The following is a 17294-nucleotide window of genomic DNA, read 5'->3' as shown; positions in this document are numbered from 1 at the left end:
CATCGCCAAGGGATTTAGACAATCAGTAGCGTGCCGACGCCGCGCAAACGGACAAAGAAAAGCCCGCCGGACCGGATCCGGCGGGCTTTGCAATTTCGTGTTGATCAGCCGATCAGAATGCGAAGCTGACTTTGGTCTTTCTGCGACGGTTGCGCAATGCGCCGCCGACGAGGCCGAAACCAAAGATCATCATCGCCCAGGTTGCTGGCTCTGGAACAGCCGCTACACCCAGCGAATTGATCTGGTTCACATAAAGCTGGGACGCATCAACCGTGTCGGTCAGGAAACCATTGTGGATGGTGTTGCCCATATTGCCAACGATGATGGCGGCATCGCCATTGCCGAACGTGGCTGCAACTGTGCCGCCCGCATTGGTCAGGCCGGTGGTGAACGTGTTCCAGCCTGGGTTCACGGCGGTCAATGGCGAAGCGAGGCCCGTGTCGAACATCGACAGGGTAATTTCGGTTTCATTGACGTTGCCGGAGAGAGCCGAATTCAGCGTCGGCAGATCCGACGTCCAGTTGTTGAAAATCACCTTGCCGCCGCTTGCGATATAGGCATCGAGTGCAGCAATGTCGCCAGCCGGTACACCGGTATTTTGGTTGGCGTAGATAACAATGTCAAAATCGGACAGGGTTGAACCGCTCAGATCGCCGGAAATGGCCGTCGTGGTTGCCGCGATACCGGTAAGGGCTTGTGCCACATAGTCGGTACCAAGATTCAGGTCGTTGCGATACAGAATGCTGGCAGCGTTGGCGGCGGTCGATGACATCAGCATCGCCGCAACCGCACCAGTTGCGAGTAGTTTCTTGTTCATAGTCAATAATCCCTCTGTTTTTTCAAGCGCTATCCAGCGAAATGGCGCGACCCATCGGATAAAACTTAACGCGCCTTTAACGTATTTTCCGCACCTGCACAATACTGTAAACCATATGCATAAATTTTGAAAAACGGCACTGCCGCTAGGGCATTGGGGTCTATCGGTTCATCCTGCCACTGATCAAGCTATCCACCACCGCCGGGTCGGCCAGCGTGGACGTGTCGCCCAGATTGCCAAAGTCATTTTCGGCAATCTTGCGCAATATCCGGCGCATGATCTTGCCCGACCGGGTTTTCGGCAAACCCGGGCTGCAATGCAGATGGTCCGGTGTCGCAATCGGGCCGATTTCGGTCCGGACATGTGCCCGCAGCGTGGCGGTCAGTTCATCGCTGGGCTGCACACCGGCATTCAGTGTCACATAGCAGTAGATCCCCTGCCCCTTGATATCATGCGGATAACCGACAACCGCGGCCTCGGCGACATCAGGATGCGAAACCAGCGCGCTTTCCACCTCGGCCGTGCCCATCCGGTGGCCCGAAACATTGATCACATCATCCACCCGGCCGGTAATCCAGTAATAGTCATCAGCATCGCGGCGGCAGCCATCCCCGGTGAAATATTTGCCCTCATAAGTGCTGAAATAGGTCTGGATAAACCGCTCATGATCGCCATAGACGCTACGCGCCTGGCCCGGCCAGCTCGCGGTGATGCACAAATTGCCTTCGGTTGCCCCGGTCAGCACCTTGCCGTCATTGTCGACCAGCTGCGGCTGAATCCCGAAAAACGGCTTGCCCGCGCTGCCCGGTTTCATGCCATGGGCGCCCGGCAGCGTGGTGATCATGATGCCACCGGTTTCGGTCTGCCACCAAGTATCGACGATCGGCGAACGGCCCTCACCAACCACGTCATAATACCAGCGCCAGGCTTCCGGATTAATCGGTTCCCCGACCGTGCCGAGCAGCCGCAGCGAGCTGCGATCATGGGCCGTGACCGGGTCATCGCCTTCGCGCATCAGGGCGCGGATCGCGGTCGGCGCGGTGTAGAAAATATTGACCTTATGCTTGGCGACCACCGCCCAGAACCGGCCATAGTCAGGATAGTTGGGTACGCCTTCGAAAATCACTTCGGTCGCGCCGTTGATCAGCGGGCCATAAACAATATAGCTGTGGCCGGTCACCCAGCCAATATCGGCGGAGCACCAGAAGACCTCGCCGGGCTGGTAGTCAAACACATAGTGAAAGGTGGTCGCGGCCCACACCGCATAGCCGCCGGTTGTGTGCAGCACGCCCTTGGGCTTGCCGGTCGAACCCGAAGTGTAGAGGATGAACAGCGGATCTTCGGCCGCCATCGGCTCGCATGGGCAATCTGCCGGCACATCCGCTGCAATCTCGTGATACCAGTGATCGCGACCGCTGGTCATGTTGACGTCACTGCCGCTGTGATTGATCACCAGGACTCCATCGACAGACACGCCGTCGCGGCTAAGGGCGGCATCGACATTGGCCTTGAGCGGCACTGGCTTGCCGCCCCGCTGGCCGGCATCCGCGCAGATCACGAAACGGCTTTCGCAATCGGCGATCCGGCCCGCCAGCGCTTCCGGAGAAAAGCCGCCAAATACCACTGAGTGGATCGCGCCGATGCGCGCGCAGGCGAGCATGGCGAGAACACCCTCGACGATCATCGGCATGTAGATGGTCACCCGATCACCCTTGCCGACACCCAGCGCTTTGAGGCTGTTTGCCATACGCTGCACTTCGATGAGCAGGTCCGCGTAGCTCAAAGTCCGCCCAGCGCCGGCCGGATCATCGGGTTCGAAGATCAGCGCGGGCTGGTCGCCCCGCCCTGCGGCCACATGACGGTCGACCGCATTGTGGCAGATGTTCAATACGCCATCGGCAAACCATTTTATGTCGACCGGCTGATAGGACCATTGCCCAGCCTGCTGCGGCGCCACCGTCCAGTCCAGCCGTCCCGCCTGCTCCAGCCAGAACGCATCGGGTGCGGAGAGACTGTCCTGATAGAGCCGATCATAGTCGGCAGCGGTGCAGTGGGTGTTGCCGGTTGCCTTGCCATCGGGCTGAATCATATCGCTCATCTGCTGCTCTCCTCGAGACATATTTCTGCCGATCAGTAGCAAAGGGCCCAGGCAACGGAAATGCTCTTTTTGTATTAGACCGGCGGTTGGTGGTGATTTTATTCACAATCCTGATAGGATAGAGCGGATCATCACGGCATCAAGCAAGGAAACAGCATGGCAAGCGCAGCGTCCGGTCCAGTTCGGCAAACCCCATTGCAAGCGGATTTCGTCCTGCAGCCGCTGACCCCGGCGATCGGCGCGGAACTGTCGGAAATCTCGCTGGCCGATGCGCTGGACGATCACCAGATTGCCGCGATCCGGCAAGCGCTGCTCGACCATAAGGTGCTGTTCTTTCGCGATCAGCACCTCACCCCTGAGCAGCTGTTGCGTTTTGCCGGGCGGTTCGGTCCGCTCGAAATCCACCCGGCCACGCCCAAAAATCAGGACCATCGGGAAATTTTACGCATTGAACATGGCCCCAAAAGCAAGGGCCAGGAGAATATGTGGCACAGCGACGTCACCTGGCGTCCGGAACCATCTCTGGGATCGGTCCTCAGCGCGATCGAGATTCCGGCGGTCGGTGGCGACACTTTGTTCGCGAATATGAATCTCGCTTATGAAAAATTGCCGGAAGATCTGCGTGAGACCATCTGCAGCCTGACCGCGGTGCATGATATTGCGCGTGTGTTCGCCAAACGGCTGGGCAAAAAACCGGAAGAACTTCACGACCAATATCCGCTGCAGGAACATCCGGTGGTTCGCACCCATCCTGAAACCGGCCTGCCGAGCCTTTATGTCAACAGCGCGTTCACCAGCCATATTGTCGGCATGCCCGCCGCAGAGAGCAAGGCGTTGCTCAAAACCCTCTATGCCACCGCATCCAATCCCGAGATTCAATGCCGCTTCAAATGGACCGCAGGGGCGGTCGCCTTCTGGGACAATCGGGCGTCCCAGCATTTTGCTGCCTCGGATTATTTTCCCGCCCGCCGCATCATGCAACGCGCCACGATTGCGGGCGATCGTCCCTATTTTCAGGCGATGGCCTGACTGCTGCACCCGGCCGCCGCCTGGGGAGCTCACGCTGACGTTACGGAATCTGCTACGGAATATCAGCCTACAGGAAGGCCTTGCGCCCGGCCGCCAAGGCCGATAGTTTTCGCCTAGAGGATGAGGGAAAATATGATGCGCAAAGCACTTTTACTGGCCGCCGGCACGGCTGCACTCGCGGTTTCAGGATGCTCCGATCAAGGCGGCTCGAGCGGTTCGGACGCAACCGTCACCAATACGGAATATCCGGAACAGGTTTTCTGGGGTGACACCCATTTGCACACCGACAACAGTATCGACGCCTTCGGTTTTGGCAACCGGCTGAGTGCCGAGGCCGCATTGCGCTTTGCGCGGGGCGAAGAAGTGACCGCCACCAAAGGCGAAAAAGCAAAGCTCTCGCGGCCGCTCGATTTTCTCGTCATCGCCGACCATAGCGACGCGATGGGCGCAACCAAGGCGATTATGGAAGCGCCGCGCATTGCTTTGCTGGGCGACGCATTCCTGCTGCGCTGGCACGATATGATGAACGAGAGCGAGGAAGGCAGCCTGCGAGTGACCGCCGAACTGATCGACGGTGCAGCCAAGGGCACGCTGCCGGAATCACTCACTGATCCCGAACAGCAGAAGGAACGCACCGCCGATTTGTGGACCAAACATGGTGCGACCGTCGACCAGTATAATGAGCCCGGCAAGTTCACCGCCTTCATGGGCTTTGAATATACGCCGATGCCGCTGGGCGACAATCTTCACCGCGTCGTGATGTATCGGGACGGGTCCGACAAGACCAACCAGACATTGCCCTTTGGCGCGCTGGGGTCACAGGATCCGGAAAAGCTCTGGGACTATATGGCGGCTTATGAGCAACAGACTGGCGGCAAGATCCTGGCGATTCCGCATAACAGCAATGTGTCCAACGGTCGCATGTTCGCGATGAGCAAATTTGACGGCAGCCCAATTGATGCTGCCTATGTGAAAACCCGCGCGCTGCGCGAGCCGATTGTCGAAGTCACTCAGATCAAGGGCGATAGCGAAGCGCATCCCTTTCTGTCTCCCAATGATGAATTTGCCGCTTTCGGTGATGCCGGCTGGGATACCTGTAACCTGAGCTGCGGCCAGAAGATGGCGCCCGAAAGCTATGGCGGCAGCTATGTTCGCGAAGCGCTGAAACGGGGCCTCGAACTGGCGGTCACGGTCGGTGCCAACCCGTTCAAATTCGGGATGATCGGATCGACTGACAGTCACACATCGCTGGCCACGGCGGACGAAGACAATTTTTTCGGCAAGCATAGCGGCAATGAGCTGAACAACAAAGACCGCGCCATGGCACCGCAAAATCTCGGCACCCGCGAAGGCCGTTTCGGCTGGCACTATCTGTCGAGCGGCTATGCGGCGGTATGGGCCACCAGCAACAGCCGCGAAGCGATTTTCGACGCGATGATGCGCCGCGAAGTCTATGCCACGACCGGTCCACGCATGCAGGTCCGGTTTTTCGGCGGCTTTGATTTTGCCGAAGGGGACACGGATGATCTGGTCAAGGCCGGCTATGCCAAAGGCGTGCCGATGGGCGGGGATCTGAGCGGCGGTGACGGCAAGGCCCCGACCTTCCTGGTCAGCGCGCTGATGGATCCCGAAAGCGCCGGGCTGGACCGCATTCAGGTGATCAAGGGCTGGGTCGATGCCGACGGCCGGTCGCAGGAGAAGGTCTATAATATCAGCTGGAGCGATGCCGAAAACCGCACCCGCGGCGCTGACGGCAAGGTCACCCCGGTGGCCAATACGGTCGACCTGACAAAAGGCACCTGGGACAAGGATTCGGGCGCACCGGAACTGACGACATGGTGGCAGGACCCCGACTTTGATGCCGGGCAAAATGCCTTTTATTATGTCCGCGTGCTGGAAATCCCGACGCCGACCTGGCCGGTCTATGATGCGTTGCGATTCGGTCTGACCCTGCCCGATGACGTGATCAAGATTCAACAGGAACGGGCCTATACCTCGCCGATCTGGTACACGCCGAAGGCCTAGTGGATGAGCATCAGAACGCGGTTCGCGAAACTGATCGGGGAACCGCTGATCCATTTTCTCGGTGGCGCCTTGCTGGTGTTCGGCTTTTTCTGGGCGACCGGGACCGATCGGGATCCGGCTGACTATGCGATCACGATCAGCGAAAGCGACGTCGCGCGGCTCAACGCTCGCTGGGTCCAGAATTTCCGCCGACCGCCAACCAGGGCGGAGCTCGATGGCCTGATTGACCAGGAGATCCAGGAAGAGGTCTATTATCGCGAGGCGCTGCGCCTGGGCCTCGATCGCAATGATCCGGTAATCCGCCGCCGGCTGTTCACCAAAATGCGGTTTCTGGATAATAGCGACGCGTCCGAAACCACGCCAAGCGAAGCCGAATTGCAACAATGGCTCGATGAACGGCCAGAACAATATACGCTGTCGGCGCGCTATGATCTGGACCAGGTCTATCTCGGCCAAGCACCCGATATTACGGACGAAGATGTTGCGGCCTTGCGCGACCAGCTGAACCAGGAGGCGATTGATTCGGCTGCAGCGGGGCGACCGATTTCCTTGCCAACCACCGTCCGCAAGTCGGCGACATCCGCTATTGCACGGCAATTCGGGGAAGAATTTGCCGCGGCTCTGGCCAGTCTTCCAGTCGGCTCCTGGCAGGGGCCGGTTGATTCTGGCTTCGGCCAGCATCTGGTGAAGATTCGGGCCCGGGTTCCGGGCCAACCGCCGTCGCTGGACGATGTCCGCCAGACCGTGACCAATGACTGGCGCGCAGCCCAACGCGCCCGCCAGCAAGCCGCCGCGTTCGACCGCTATCGCGCACAATATGATATTCAGGTGGCTGGCCGGCAATGAGAGCAGTCTGGTTCGGTTTTCTCGGCCTGATGATCCTCGCCCTGACCCCAGGCACGGCCCGGGCGGATGAATTGCGACCAGCCTATATCGAACTGACCCAAGAGTCAGAACAGGACTGGACGATTGTCTGGAAAGCATCGGCCAATTCCCGGCTTGGGCGCTCCGGGCAGGTCGAGTGGCCCGAGAATTGTACCCCGACCGGCGAAGCCGAGCGGCGTTTCGTTGCCAGCAGCATTCTGACCCGTCAGGCGCTGCGGTGCACCGGGTCCATCGCCGGACAGGAAATTGGCCTTGCTGGGCTCGAACTGGCCACCACTGACGCGCTGGTCCGCATCAGCCCGCTTGCAGAGGACACCCAGACGCTGCGGCTGACCCCCGACGCGCCCAGCGCAACCATCGCGCAGAAGGATGCAATTGCCAATGTGGCCTGGACCTACACCATCATCGGAATCGAGCATATCCTGCTGGGCTTTGACCATCTGCTATTCGTGCTCGCGCTGGTCCTGCTGCTCAAGGGCGGGTGGCTGGTGGCGCAGACGGTTACTGCGTTTACCATCGCCCACAGCATCACGCTGATCGGAACGACGCTCGGCTATCTTGCGCTGCCATCCCAACCGGTCGAAGCGGTCATTGCGCTGTCAATTGTGTTCCTGGCGGTGGAAATTGTCAAAGCGCAGCGCGCCGGAGATGCGGCCAGTCTGCGCCTGTCGGAACGCTATCCGTGGATTGTCGCTTTCCTGTTCGGGCTGCTGCACGGTTTTGGCTTTGCCGGCGCGCTGGCGGAAATCGGTTTGCCGCAGGATGCCATCCCGATGGCGCTGCTGACCTTTAACCTAGGCGTTGAAATCGGCCAGCTGGCCATTGTTGCGATCGCCCTCGCGGTGCTGGCGCTGATCCGCCGGGTTCGCATCGCCGCGCTACAGCCGGTCAAGCTGGCGACCTCCTATGGAATCGGCATTATCGCAACCTACTGGTTTATCGAACGGATGATCGCCTGATCCATCATCCGGGTCGCCGCTGGATCGGTCATTTGATGCGGTCATTGAGCTGCACGATCCGCAGCTCCAGTGTCTTTAACTCGGTCAGCACTGACAGCAGATTCATCCGCTGAAACAACCAGTTCTTCATAAACGCGACCATCATGAACAGCAAGATGGTCGCGGCTGACCAGAGGATGATGTCCCGCATGGCGGCAGCGTGGAACGCCTGCCAGCCAGCATAAAGGGCCGCCATCGCCACGAAGAAGGTCAGGATCGTAATCAGATAGGACCAGAAGCGCATCGGGCCCTGCAAGGTGGCGCCAAGCTGCTCGAATAGGCCCCGGCCATTTTCCAGATCGGCGAGAAACGCCTGGTCCTCGGCGCTCAGCCTGCCTTCCGGCTGATTGTCAAACATGTTCATGGTCTTCTCCTTCGTCTTGGTGATCGAGTGCCGCCTGCAATTGGCGGCGGGCATGAAACAGGCGGGACTTGGTGGTCCCCACCGGCGTCGCGGTCGCTTCGGCAATTTCGCGCATCGTCAGCCCCTCCTGAAAATAGAGGAGCGCGGTGGCGCGATGATCGTTGCTCAGTCCCGCAAAGGCCTGCTCCAGCGACACCTTGTCCTCACCGCGCGGGCTGATCGTCGCAACCGCTTCTTCCCGCGCATCCATCCGCTCCCGATAGCGCTTGTTGGACCGGATATGATCGGCGCATTTATGATGCAAAATCCGATAGGCCCAAGCCGGAAAGCGATCCGGATTGCGCAGACCAGTCCAGCCTTTGCAGATGCCGCTCCACGCCTCTTGTACGGCGATCTCGGCTTGCTCCCTGTCGCCCAAAAGACGATGGGCCGTTCGCAGCAGCCTGGGATACCAGCGCGCCGCCAATCGTTCTCCGGCACGGCGATCCCCGGCCTGGATCCGACGGAGCAGCAAGGCATCAAAAACCCGGTCTGTATCACTATATCGCATAAGCAAGCTGAATGCCTTTTACCCTGATAGTCGGCATCGCGGGTAAAAAGGTTCAAACGGGCGGAAATATGTTCGCTATTGCGCGGTATAGCCGCCATCGACGACAAATTCTGCGCCGGTCACATAGCTGGATTCATCCGATGCGAGGAACAGGACGCAATTGGCAATATCCTTCGGCTCCCCGAGCCGTCCCGCCGGGATAGCCGCCTCTATCGCGGCATAATTCTCGGCATTGGTGTCGGCACCCGCGCTTTGCATATTGGTGCGGATAATGCCCGGATGTACGGTATTGACCCGAATTTGATCAGCCGCCACTTCCAGGGCGACGGATTTACTAAACAGCTTCACCGCGCCCTTCGATGCCGCATAGCTCGCGCTGCCGCGGAACCCGACCAACCCTGCGACGGAAGACAGGTTAATGATCGACCCGCCGCCGGTCTCCCGCATCGCGGCCACCGCTGCCTGCGTGCCCATGAAGCTGCCCTCGACATTGACATCATATTGGCGGCGCAAGGCCGGTACTGCGTTGCTGCTGGTGATCGCGGCGACATCCAGGATTCCGGCATTGTTGACCAATATGTCGAGCCGGCCATGCGCGGCCAATATGGCCGCGATGGTGGCGTCCCAGCCCTCCTGTGACGTCACATCCTGATGCATCGCGGTCACCTGGCCACCCTGATCGCGAATCAGCTGCGCGGTTTCTTCCACGCCAGGCAGATCCACATCGCTGAGCACGACAATAGCCTTTTCCTCGGCCAGCCGCTCGGCAATCGCGGCACCAATGCCGGGCCGCGACGCGCCACCAGTGACCAATGCAATCTTGCCCTCCAGGCGCTGTGTCATACGGTCTAGCCTGCGGGTGGCCGGTGGGCATTTTCCGACCAGTCCTGGCGGGCCGCCCATTGTTCCAGCGTTTCAAACTCGACTTCGGGCAGGCGTTGCTGGACAAAATCGAAATTCACTTCAAACGGCTTGGTCTCGGCCTTGTTATTATATTCATAAAAGGCCGCGATGCCGGCGGACATGGTGGCGCGATTTTCCTCCGGTACATCATCGCCAAAGGCATTGACCAGCAAGTCACCAAATTCCTTAGGCGTACAGGGATCATATTTGATCTCGCGCCCGAAAACCTTCGACAGGGTGGCCGCAACCTCCGGCGGTTTGATCCGCTGCGGGCCGCCAATATTGAGCCAGGAGCCTTCAAAGTCAGGCCGCTCCATGGCCGCGACCATGCATTTGCCGACATCGTCAAGACTGATCCAGTTGGCCTCGAGATGCGCCTCATGCGGATAGACATAGCGGCTTTCATCGACAATGAATGGCCGCGCCCAGTTGGTCAGCAGATTGTCCATGAACAGCACTGATCCGAACACCGTCGCCGGGACGCCGGACCGGAAAATCGAGTTTACCGCAATCGTGTTATTGCCATAAGTGAACGGTTCCCCCGGGCGCTCCGGAATCCAGCTCGATGTGTTCCAGATGAACCGCTTGCCGCCCGCTTTCTGGACCGCTTCGGCCACGCGACCGGTCAGCGTCGCGCGATCTTCGCGCGCCTGCAGGGGATGGGTATAGAACACGGCGTCCGACCCTTCAAAGGCGGGAATCCAGGTATCCTCGTCATAAAGATCGAATATGCGCGCCTCGTCGGCAATATTGCTGCCACCGAGATCGGGGGATTCGCTACGGGACAGGGCGCGGACCTTGTGTCCGGTTGCGCCCAACTGACGGATTTGTGCCAAACCTTGACGCCCGGTTGCGCCGACGACAGATACCAATGCCATTGTTCATCCTCCTTTTATCATGAGGATGACGCTAGGGCTTCCGGTCGCCAGCCCCAATGCTCCATTTTATCAGGACAAAAATGCTAGGCGGGCCGTGTTGCCATCAACTGCCCTGTGTGGTGAGGCGCGCCTGCCAGCGCTGCATCCCGGTGATCCAGCGCTCCGGATCGCTGCCCTTCTGACGGATATAGTCGGCGACCTCGGGATGCGGCAAAATCAGAAACCGCTCTTCGGTGATCGCTTCAAGCGTTGTTTCAGCCACCACTTCCGCGGTCAGCATTCCGTCTTTCGCCACCGTCGAAGTGTCGATATCAGCCGTCATCGCGGTCGCCACGCCTTGCGGGCAGAGCACCGATACTTTCAGACCGTCATCGCCATGGGTGATCGCCAGCCATTCGGCGAAACTCACCGCGGCATGTTTGGTCACCGAATAAGGCGCCGATCCGATTTGAGCGAGCAGGCCCGCCGCCGATGCAGTGCTCAGCATATAGCCGCCGCCCCGCGCCAACATTTTCGGCACCAGCACCCGTGCCGCCCGAATATGGGCGTTGACGTTAATATCCCAGATGCGTTGCCAGTCCGCATCGGCCGTTTCGACGCCGCCTTCCATGATGATTCCGGCATTGGAAACAAACAGGTCGATCGGCCCGATATCCGCTTCCACCGTTTCAATCAGGGCGGTGATATCGGCTTCGCGCCCGACATCCGTCCCGATTGCGGTGCCGCCAATATCCGCCGCCACCGCTTCCGCGCCGGCCAGGTCGCGATCGGCACAGACAATATGCCGCGCCCCTTCCTGCGCAAAGCGCCGGGCCAATGCCGCACCGATCCCGCTGGCGGCTCCGGTGATGACGATGATGGTGTCCTTGAGATTCATACCCGCTGCTTTCTGTTGTCCCGTGATCAACCTTCGCTACTATAGCACCGCACAGACTTGGCAAGCATCACCGCCGCGGACGACAGGGAAACGCCACCACCATGCGCACCAGACAAAGCATCTGCACCCGGAAAAAGCGCTACGCCACCGAACAGGAGGCGATCCGCATCGCGCAGCAAAGCGGCTACACTCTCCGCCCCTATCGCTGCGACCGCTGCCGAAAATACCACCTGACCAGCCGCACCAAAGGCAAGCGGATTCCCCGACCGGCGGACCAGGGCATTGAATGATGGGTTTTGAGGGGGAGAAAAGTGGCGGACACGGAGGGATTCGAACCCTCGAAGGACCGTGAGGCCCTTGCCTCCTTAGCAGGGAGGTGGTTTCAGCCGCTCACCCACGTGTCCGCATGATTGGCTAGCCAAGGTCCAGCGCTATAACGACGCTTCGCCTTGCCTGCAACGGCTAAAATATGGCCGTCTGGTGCTCCGTTTCGGGGCGTTTTTCTGCGGTGACCAGACATTCCGTGGTGGAAACCACTCAACAGAACGCAAAATCGACTCGGGTCACCGCCCGTTCATTGCGCAGTCAGGGGGAAAGGCCAACAACCATTGGCGGCTGGTATGGGAAGGAGTTTACCCATGACTAAGTCGTGCCCAAAGGAAATGTCTGTGAAAAAAACCCCAAGTCAACCATTGGGCCGGAAACTGCTTGGCCTGTTTGCCGTTGCGGCGCTGGCCCTGTCACCCGCCACGCCCGCTTTCGCCCAGGTCCAGACGATTGACCCGAATGATGCGATTGACGCGGATCTCGACAATCCTGATTATGATGGCACGCTGACCACGCCGGCAGCCGAAACCGATACCACGGTCAGCGCGACCGTCGACAACCCGGCGGCCGACACCACTATCGACAGCGACCTCAACACCGACAATGCCGTGCCGGTCGAAAATGCCGGCGGAACCGATCAGGCGACAACCGGCGAAGGCGATTTTGCCGGTGCGAATGTCGATGACGCGACCACCTATCAGGACGATGACCTGATCGGCGCCGCGGAAGGCGTGTTCGGCAAAGGGGCCAAAGGTCTGGCTGGAGTGATCGAAGATATTTTGAAGAAGCAGGGACGTCCCAACGCCTATATTGCCGGGCGCGAGGCGTCTGGCGCCTTTGTTGTCGGTCTGCGCTATGGCTCCGGCAAACTGCACCACAAGATCGAAGGCGAACGGCCGGTATACTGGACCGGGCCGTCAATCGGCTTTGATGTGGGCGGCAACGCGGCCAACAGCTTTGTGCTGGTCTATAATCTTTACGACACCGAAGACCTGTATCAACGATTCCCTGCCGGCGAAGGCGCGGCCTATTTTATCGGCGGTTTCCATGTCAGCTATTTGCGCAGCGGCGACAAAGTGCTGATTCCGGTGCGTCTCGGCGCTGGTCTGCGACTGGGCGCGAATGTCGGCTATATGAAGTTCAGCAAGAAGCAGCGCTGGTTGCCCTTCTAAACCGGGCCTCCGCATTGCCAGTGATTCAACGGTTCAGGCGGTCGCTGCGCGCTGCTGCTCCATCCGGGCGAGATAGCGCGCGAGAATATCAATCTCGAGATTGACCTGATCGCCAGCCTTGAGCTGGGCAAAGGTCGTGACACTGGCGGTGTGCGGAATGATATTGAGGCCGAATATGGCGCTGCCATCTGCCTCATCCTTGACGCTATTGACGGTCAGCGATATGCCGTCGACCGTCACCGATCCCTTGGGTGCCAGATAGGCGGCGATTGTCGCCGGTGCGCGGATCAGGATCGGATGGGAATCGCCCTCGGTTTCGACCGAAAGCACATCGCCAACGGCATCGACATGGCCGGTGACGATATGACCACCGAGCTCATCCCCGACTTTCAGTGCGCGCTCGAGATTAAGCGTGCGCCCTTCGGTCCACATGCCTCTGGCGGTCTTGGAGATGCTTTCCGCTGAAATGTCGACCGCGAACCAGTCCGGTCCCTTGTCGACCACCGTCAGACAGGCGCCGGAACAGGCAATGGATGCCCCGATCGCAACCGTGCTCATGTCATAATGACAGGCAATGACCAGCCGCAGATCCCCGCGCTGTTCGGCCTTGGTAATCGTGCCAATATCGGAAACTATGCCTGTGAACATGAAAAATCCTTATTCTGAAAGCGCGGCAGCGAGAAAGTCATGGTGCTGATCGCCCAAACTAGGCGGCGCGTTCATATATCTCAAGCATATCCTGTCCCAATGCCCGGCGATCGAGCCGTGTCCACTGGCCATGGGCATCGCCGAGACCGGCGAGTCCAATGTCACCAATGCCTGGCAGTCCGCCGCCAATGATGATCGGCGCGCGATAAAGCAGCAACCGATCGACAAGATTTGCCTTCAGGAACGAGGCCGCGGTCGCCGATCCGCCTTCGACCATCAGCCAGTTATGATTTTCGAGATCCGCTATCGCCTCCGGTTTCGCAATCGTTATCCAATGGTCCGGAACCTCCGCTCCGCCCAGCACAACCGGTTGCGGCGACCGGTCTTCAAGGCCCGCCAGACGGACATCCAAACGCGGAACGTCTGCTTCTACAGTTCCCGCACCAACCAGGATCAGGTCACAGCGCGCGCGTTCGAGATGCGCGTGGGCCCGCGCCCGGTCCCCGGTAATCCACTGGCTGCTGCCATCCGCCAGCGCTATGCAACCGTCCAGTGACAACGCGAGCTTGAGCGTTACATGGGGCCGGTCCTTTTCGAGACGGGTGAAAAAACCTGCCATGACGCGGTGCGCCTCCTGTTCACACAGGCCGACAACCACCGATATCCCCGCCTCGCCGAGACGATCAATGCCGTGGCGCCGGGTGCGGGTATCGCTGTCCAATGTGGCCGCAATGACCCGGGCCGGTTGCGCCTTACTGAGCAGATCGGCGCAGGCTGGTCCGCGGGGGCTTTCATGGGCGCAGGGCTCCATGGTGGTATAGATGTCGGCACCGCGCGCCGCTGCACCGGCCTGCTCCAGCGCCATGGCTTCGGCATGAGGCCGCCCGCCGGGCTGCGTCCAGCCGCGCCCCACAATATGGCCATCCTTGACGATCACGCACCCGACATTGGGATTGGCGCCGGTGCGGCCGCGGCCGCGCTCGGACAGCGCGAGGGCCATAACCATATAGTCGGTATCCGTCATTTTATGCGCGAGCCAGCATTCAGCATTGCAGTCCGGCGGGGCGTTCGACCGGCGTGTCAACCTCACCGCGCGCCGCGCGCCGGGCCGCGATATCGCGTTCCATTTCTTCCGGATCCATACCCGACATCCGGGCCAGCTTTTTCATGGCTTCCTTGCGTTCAGCCAGGGCCTTGTCCTTGCGGCACTGAATCGCCCAGCGGTCGGCCAGAATCTCTTCGTCGGTGCGATCCGCTGACCAGCTTTCGAAAAAGATCACTTTCGGCCCTTCCGGAGCCGCGGTGTTGATTTTCGAATCGATGATGAAAATCGTGATGATCAGGGTGGGAAAAAATATCGCCAATATGGCCGGTATCGCCCGTTCCCGGGGGCTTTGCCGAACAAAACCGACCAGATCCTTAAACCCGCCAACAAGGGAAACATCTCGGAAAAAACTCATACCCTCAAATAGGGACTTCTCGATGCGATGACCAGCCCTGCCGTGCAACAAAGCCAGCCATCGCGCCGTTTTTTGTCCCGTGATCAGTCGTTAATCGTGAACTGAACCTTCAAAGTGATCCAGCTGGCAAAAGCCTGGCCATCTCTGGTCGCAGGCGTAAACCGCCATTTCTTCAGCGCATGTTTTCGGGTCGCGGACCAGAAATCCGGATGCGGGCTGTCAATCAGCTCGATCTGCTCGGGTCGACCATCGGTTCCGACCAGTACCTTTACCGTTACCAGTCCTTCTGTCCCAAGGCGCAGCAGGCCGGGAGGGTAAGCCGGTTGAAACGACCGGCTATAGCGCCGGTTCAGCTGGGCATCGATGATTTCCGGCTCCGGTATGAACTTAATCTCCGCGGTCGGGAAACCACTATCCGTCCCCGATCCCGCCATGGCAATTTCATCGCCCAGATCGCGAAAGGCCGGCTCTTTCCAGCCAGGCAGCGACGGTGGCTCGACAATTGGGCCGGCGGGCGTTTTCACATCGACCGGGCGGGGATCGCTCTGGGGCTTCTCAATCGGTTCCGGTGGCGGCGTGGGTTCCGGTTCCATCGGGATGGGCCGCATGATGATCGGTCCTTTTTCCTCGATATGGGCGGTGATCGCCGGCATCGCCATAACGCCGGCAAATACCGCTGCGTGCAGGCCGATGGTAATTGCCAGTCCCCTGCGGCTGGGTGGTCGGTTTGCGTAGCTCGTTGTGTAGCTCATAGGTTTTCCTTTCATCCGTCTCCTCGGATGACGGCGCAAACCCGTCTTGATGACGTTGTCGCTGCACCGTCATATGTGATGTTATACTATAACATGTATGAAAGCAAATGAGACCCTTAAGCCAGGCTGCAACCCCGCTCTGTCTGGCTGTTAAACGAAGGTCAGGACGCCGCCTGCGCCAATCGCTCCAAGGCCGAATCCCGGCCAATAAGGGGTAGCAAGGCCGACATGTCGGGGCCGTGGTCAAGCCCGGTCAGCGCCTGTCGCAGCGGCATGAACAAGGGCTTGCCCTTGCGTCCAGTCTCCTGCTTGAGCGCCGCGGTCCAATCTTTCCAGGCGGTGTCTGACCATGGCAGCGACTCCAGCGCTACGCGCGCCGCGGCAAGATAGGTCTTATCATCCGCCGTTAAGTCTGGTGCGGCAACTGGGCCGGTCACGACCTGCCACCAGTCGGTCACTTCGCTCAGATCATGAATATTGGGACGGATCACCTCCCAGGCTTCAGCGGTCATCGCTTCAGGCAAGCGATCGGCCACAGCATCATAGGCCATGAGATGCACGATTTTCTGATTCAATTGCGCGAGCTCTTCGTCATCAAAACGCGCCGGAGCACGTCCGAAGCGACTGAAATCAAAGCCTTCGATCAGCGTCATGACGTCAGCAATTGGTTCGACCGGATCGCTGGTCCCGATCCGCGCGAGCAACGCGACAATCGATTGCGGTTCGATATGGCGCTCGCGAAATCCACTGACTCCCAGCGACCCCAGCCGCTTGGACAATTTGCCCTCGGTACCGATCAGCAGCGCTTCATGCGCAAATTCGGGGACCACTGCATCAAAGGCCTGGAACATCTGAATCTGCACCGCGGTATTGGCGACATGGTCTTCGCCGCGCACGACATGGGTGATGCCCATGTCCATGTCATCAATGGTCGACGGCAACATGTAGAGCCAGCTGCCATCCTCGCGCCGGATCACCGGATCGGACAGCAAAGCCGGGTCGAAATTCTGATCGCCCCGAATATGGTCATGCCATACTATCGGATTGGCATGGTCCAGCTTGAACCGCCAATGGGCCTGACGGCCCTCGGCTTCGAAAGCGGCAATCTGGTCCGCGCTCAGGTCGAGCGCCCCGCGATCATAAATTGGTGGTTTTCCGCGACCGAGCTGCACCTTGCGTTTGAGGTCCAGTTCCTGCGCCGTTTCATAGGCGGGATAGACCCGGCCTGCGGCTTTCAGCTGCTCAAACCGTTCCTCATAGCGCGCAAATCGCGTCGACTGACGCTCTTCCGCATCGGGATGGATGCCCAGCCAGGCGAGATCTTCCCGGATCGCGGTGACATATTCTTCCTTGGAACGCTGCTTGTCGGTGTCATCCAGCCGCAACAGGAAGGTCCCGCCATTTTTCTTCGCGAACATCCAGTTGTGGAGCGCGGTACGGATATTACCGACATGAAGATGGCCGGTCGGCGACGGTGCAAAGCGGGTTTTTATGGTCATGATCCAGCCCTA

18 protein-coding genes and 1 tRNA gene are annotated in these 17294 nt (G+C 59.6%); 6 read left to right on the top strand and 13 right to left on the bottom strand.

Features of this window, described 5'->3' with window-relative positions:
• Nucleotides 1–112: 112 nt before the first annotated feature.
• Complete coding sequence (locus ACZ1GS_RS17520; RefSeq protein WP_472696439.1) at nt 113–817, bottom strand: PEPxxWA-CTERM sorting domain-containing protein; 705 nt, start codon at nt 815–817, stop codon at nt 113–115.
• 160 nt (nt 818–977) lie between these two features.
• Nucleotides 978–2915, bottom strand: a complete 1938-nt coding sequence (acs, locus tag ACZ1GS_RS17515; protein ID WP_472696438.1) for an acetate--CoA ligase — start codon at nt 2913–2915, stop codon at nt 978–980.
• 156 nt (nt 2916–3071) lie between these two features.
• Between acs and ACZ1GS_RS17510 the strand changes: the two genes are divergently transcribed.
• The 4 genes from ACZ1GS_RS17510 (at nt 3072) to ACZ1GS_RS17495 (ending at nt 7813) form a co-directional block, all read left to right on the top strand.
• Nucleotides 3072–3944 carry a TauD/TfdA dioxygenase family protein gene (locus ACZ1GS_RS17510; RefSeq protein WP_472696437.1) on the top strand — a complete coding sequence of 291 codons (873 nt, stop codon included), beginning with the start codon at nt 3072–3074 and terminating at the stop codon, nt 3942–3944.
• A 132-nt stretch (nt 3945–4076) separates the two neighbouring features.
• Nucleotides 4077–5969, top strand: a complete 1893-nt coding sequence (locus ACZ1GS_RS17505; RefSeq protein ID WP_472696436.1) for a DUF3604 domain-containing protein — start codon at nt 4077–4079, stop codon at nt 5967–5969.
• A gap of 3 nt (nt 5970–5972) precedes the next feature.
• Complete coding sequence (locus ACZ1GS_RS17500) at nt 5973–6815, top strand: peptidyl-prolyl cis-trans isomerase (protein WP_472696435.1); 843 nt, start codon at nt 5973–5975, stop codon at nt 6813–6815.
• Nucleotides 6812–7813 carry a HupE/UreJ family protein gene (locus tag ACZ1GS_RS17495; RefSeq protein ID WP_472696434.1) on the top strand — a complete coding sequence of 334 codons (1002 nt, stop codon included), beginning with the start codon at nt 6812–6814 and terminating at the stop codon, nt 7811–7813. Before ACZ1GS_RS17500 ends, ACZ1GS_RS17495 begins: the two co-directional genes overlap by 4 nt.
• Nucleotides 7814–7841: 28 nt before the next feature.
• Here ACZ1GS_RS17495 and ACZ1GS_RS17490 read toward each other — a convergent pair whose 3' ends face one another.
• The 5 genes from ACZ1GS_RS17490 to ACZ1GS_RS17470 form a co-directional block, all read right to left on the bottom strand.
• Nucleotides 7842–8216 carry a DUF6768 family protein gene (locus ACZ1GS_RS17490; RefSeq protein ID WP_472696433.1) on the bottom strand — a complete coding sequence of 125 codons (375 nt, stop codon included), beginning with the start codon at nt 8214–8216 and terminating at the stop codon, nt 7842–7844.
• Nucleotides 8203–8766 (bottom strand): RNA polymerase sigma factor, encoded by a 564-nt coding sequence (locus ACZ1GS_RS17485; protein ID WP_472696432.1) that lies wholly within the window; start codon nt 8764–8766, stop codon nt 8203–8205. The genes ACZ1GS_RS17490 and ACZ1GS_RS17485 overlap by 14 nt, the downstream gene beginning before the upstream one ends.
• 75 nt (nt 8767–8841) lie before the next feature.
• A complete protein-coding gene (locus tag ACZ1GS_RS17480; RefSeq protein ID WP_472696431.1) occupies nt 8842–9609 on the bottom strand; it encodes an SDR family NAD(P)-dependent oxidoreductase in 768 nt (255 codons plus the stop codon).
• A 5-nt stretch (nt 9610–9614) separates the two neighbouring features.
• Nucleotides 9615–10547, bottom strand: a complete 933-nt coding sequence (locus tag ACZ1GS_RS17475; protein WP_472696430.1) for an SDR family oxidoreductase — start codon at nt 10545–10547, stop codon at nt 9615–9617.
• Nucleotides 10548–10650: 103 nt separating this feature from the next.
• Nucleotides 10651–11424, bottom strand: coding sequence for an SDR family oxidoreductase (locus ACZ1GS_RS17470; protein ID WP_472696429.1), 774 nt, complete (start codon nt 11422–11424; stop codon nt 10651–10653).
• 101 nt (nt 11425–11525) lie between these two features.
• Here ACZ1GS_RS17470 and ACZ1GS_RS17465 point away from each other — a divergent pair, with 101 nt between their 5' ends.
• Nucleotides 11526–11714, top strand: coding sequence for a hypothetical protein (locus ACZ1GS_RS17465; protein ID WP_472696428.1), 189 nt, complete (start codon nt 11526–11528; stop codon nt 11712–11714).
• A 22-nt stretch (nt 11715–11736) separates the two neighbouring features.
• On the opposite strand, the gene ACZ1GS_RS17460 is transcribed toward ACZ1GS_RS17465, so the two are convergent.
• Nucleotides 11737–11828: transfer RNA gene (locus ACZ1GS_RS17460), tRNA-Ser, on the bottom strand.
• Nucleotides 11829–12086: 258 nt separating this feature from the next.
• Between ACZ1GS_RS17460 and ACZ1GS_RS17455 the strand changes: the two genes are divergently transcribed.
• The gene (locus ACZ1GS_RS17455; protein WP_472698169.1) at nt 12087–12923 is read left to right on the top strand and encodes a DUF1134 domain-containing protein; all 837 of its coding nucleotides are present in this window, start codon (nt 12087–12089) and stop codon (nt 12921–12923) included.
• Nucleotides 12924–12956: 33 nt separating this feature from the next.
• On the opposite strand, the gene ACZ1GS_RS17450 is transcribed toward ACZ1GS_RS17455, so the two are convergent.
• From ACZ1GS_RS17450 to gltX, 5 genes are all read right to left on the bottom strand, one after another.
• On the bottom strand, nt 12957–13571 hold the full coding sequence (locus ACZ1GS_RS17450) for a riboflavin synthase (RefSeq protein ID WP_472696427.1): 615 nt from the start codon (nt 13569–13571) through the stop codon (nt 12957–12959).
• Between the two features lie 58 nt (nt 13572–13629).
• Nucleotides 13630–14577 carry a bifunctional diaminohydroxyphosphoribosylaminopyrimidine deaminase/5-amino-6-(5-phosphoribosylamino)uracil reductase RibD gene (gene ribD, locus ACZ1GS_RS17445; RefSeq protein WP_472698168.1) on the bottom strand — a complete coding sequence of 316 codons (948 nt, stop codon included), beginning with the start codon at nt 14575–14577 and terminating at the stop codon, nt 13630–13632.
• A gap of 37 nt (nt 14578–14614) precedes the next feature.
• Nucleotides 14615–15031 (bottom strand): hypothetical protein, encoded by a 417-nt coding sequence (locus ACZ1GS_RS17440; protein ID WP_472696426.1) that lies wholly within the window; start codon nt 15029–15031, stop codon nt 14615–14617.
• A gap of 83 nt (nt 15032–15114) precedes the next feature.
• A complete protein-coding gene (locus ACZ1GS_RS17435; RefSeq protein ID WP_472696425.1) occupies nt 15115–15783 on the bottom strand; it encodes an energy transducer TonB in 669 nt (222 codons plus the stop codon).
• Nucleotides 15784–15944: 161 nt separating this feature from the next.
• Entirely contained in the window at nt 15945–17282 is a 1338-nt protein-coding gene (gene gltX / locus ACZ1GS_RS17430; protein ID WP_472696424.1) for a glutamate--tRNA ligase, read from the bottom strand.
• Nucleotides 17283–17294 lie beyond the last annotated feature (12 nt).

The organism is Parasphingorhabdus sp. W113 (assembly GCF_055693205.1).
This window is presented reverse-complemented; position numbering and strand designations above follow the sequence as displayed.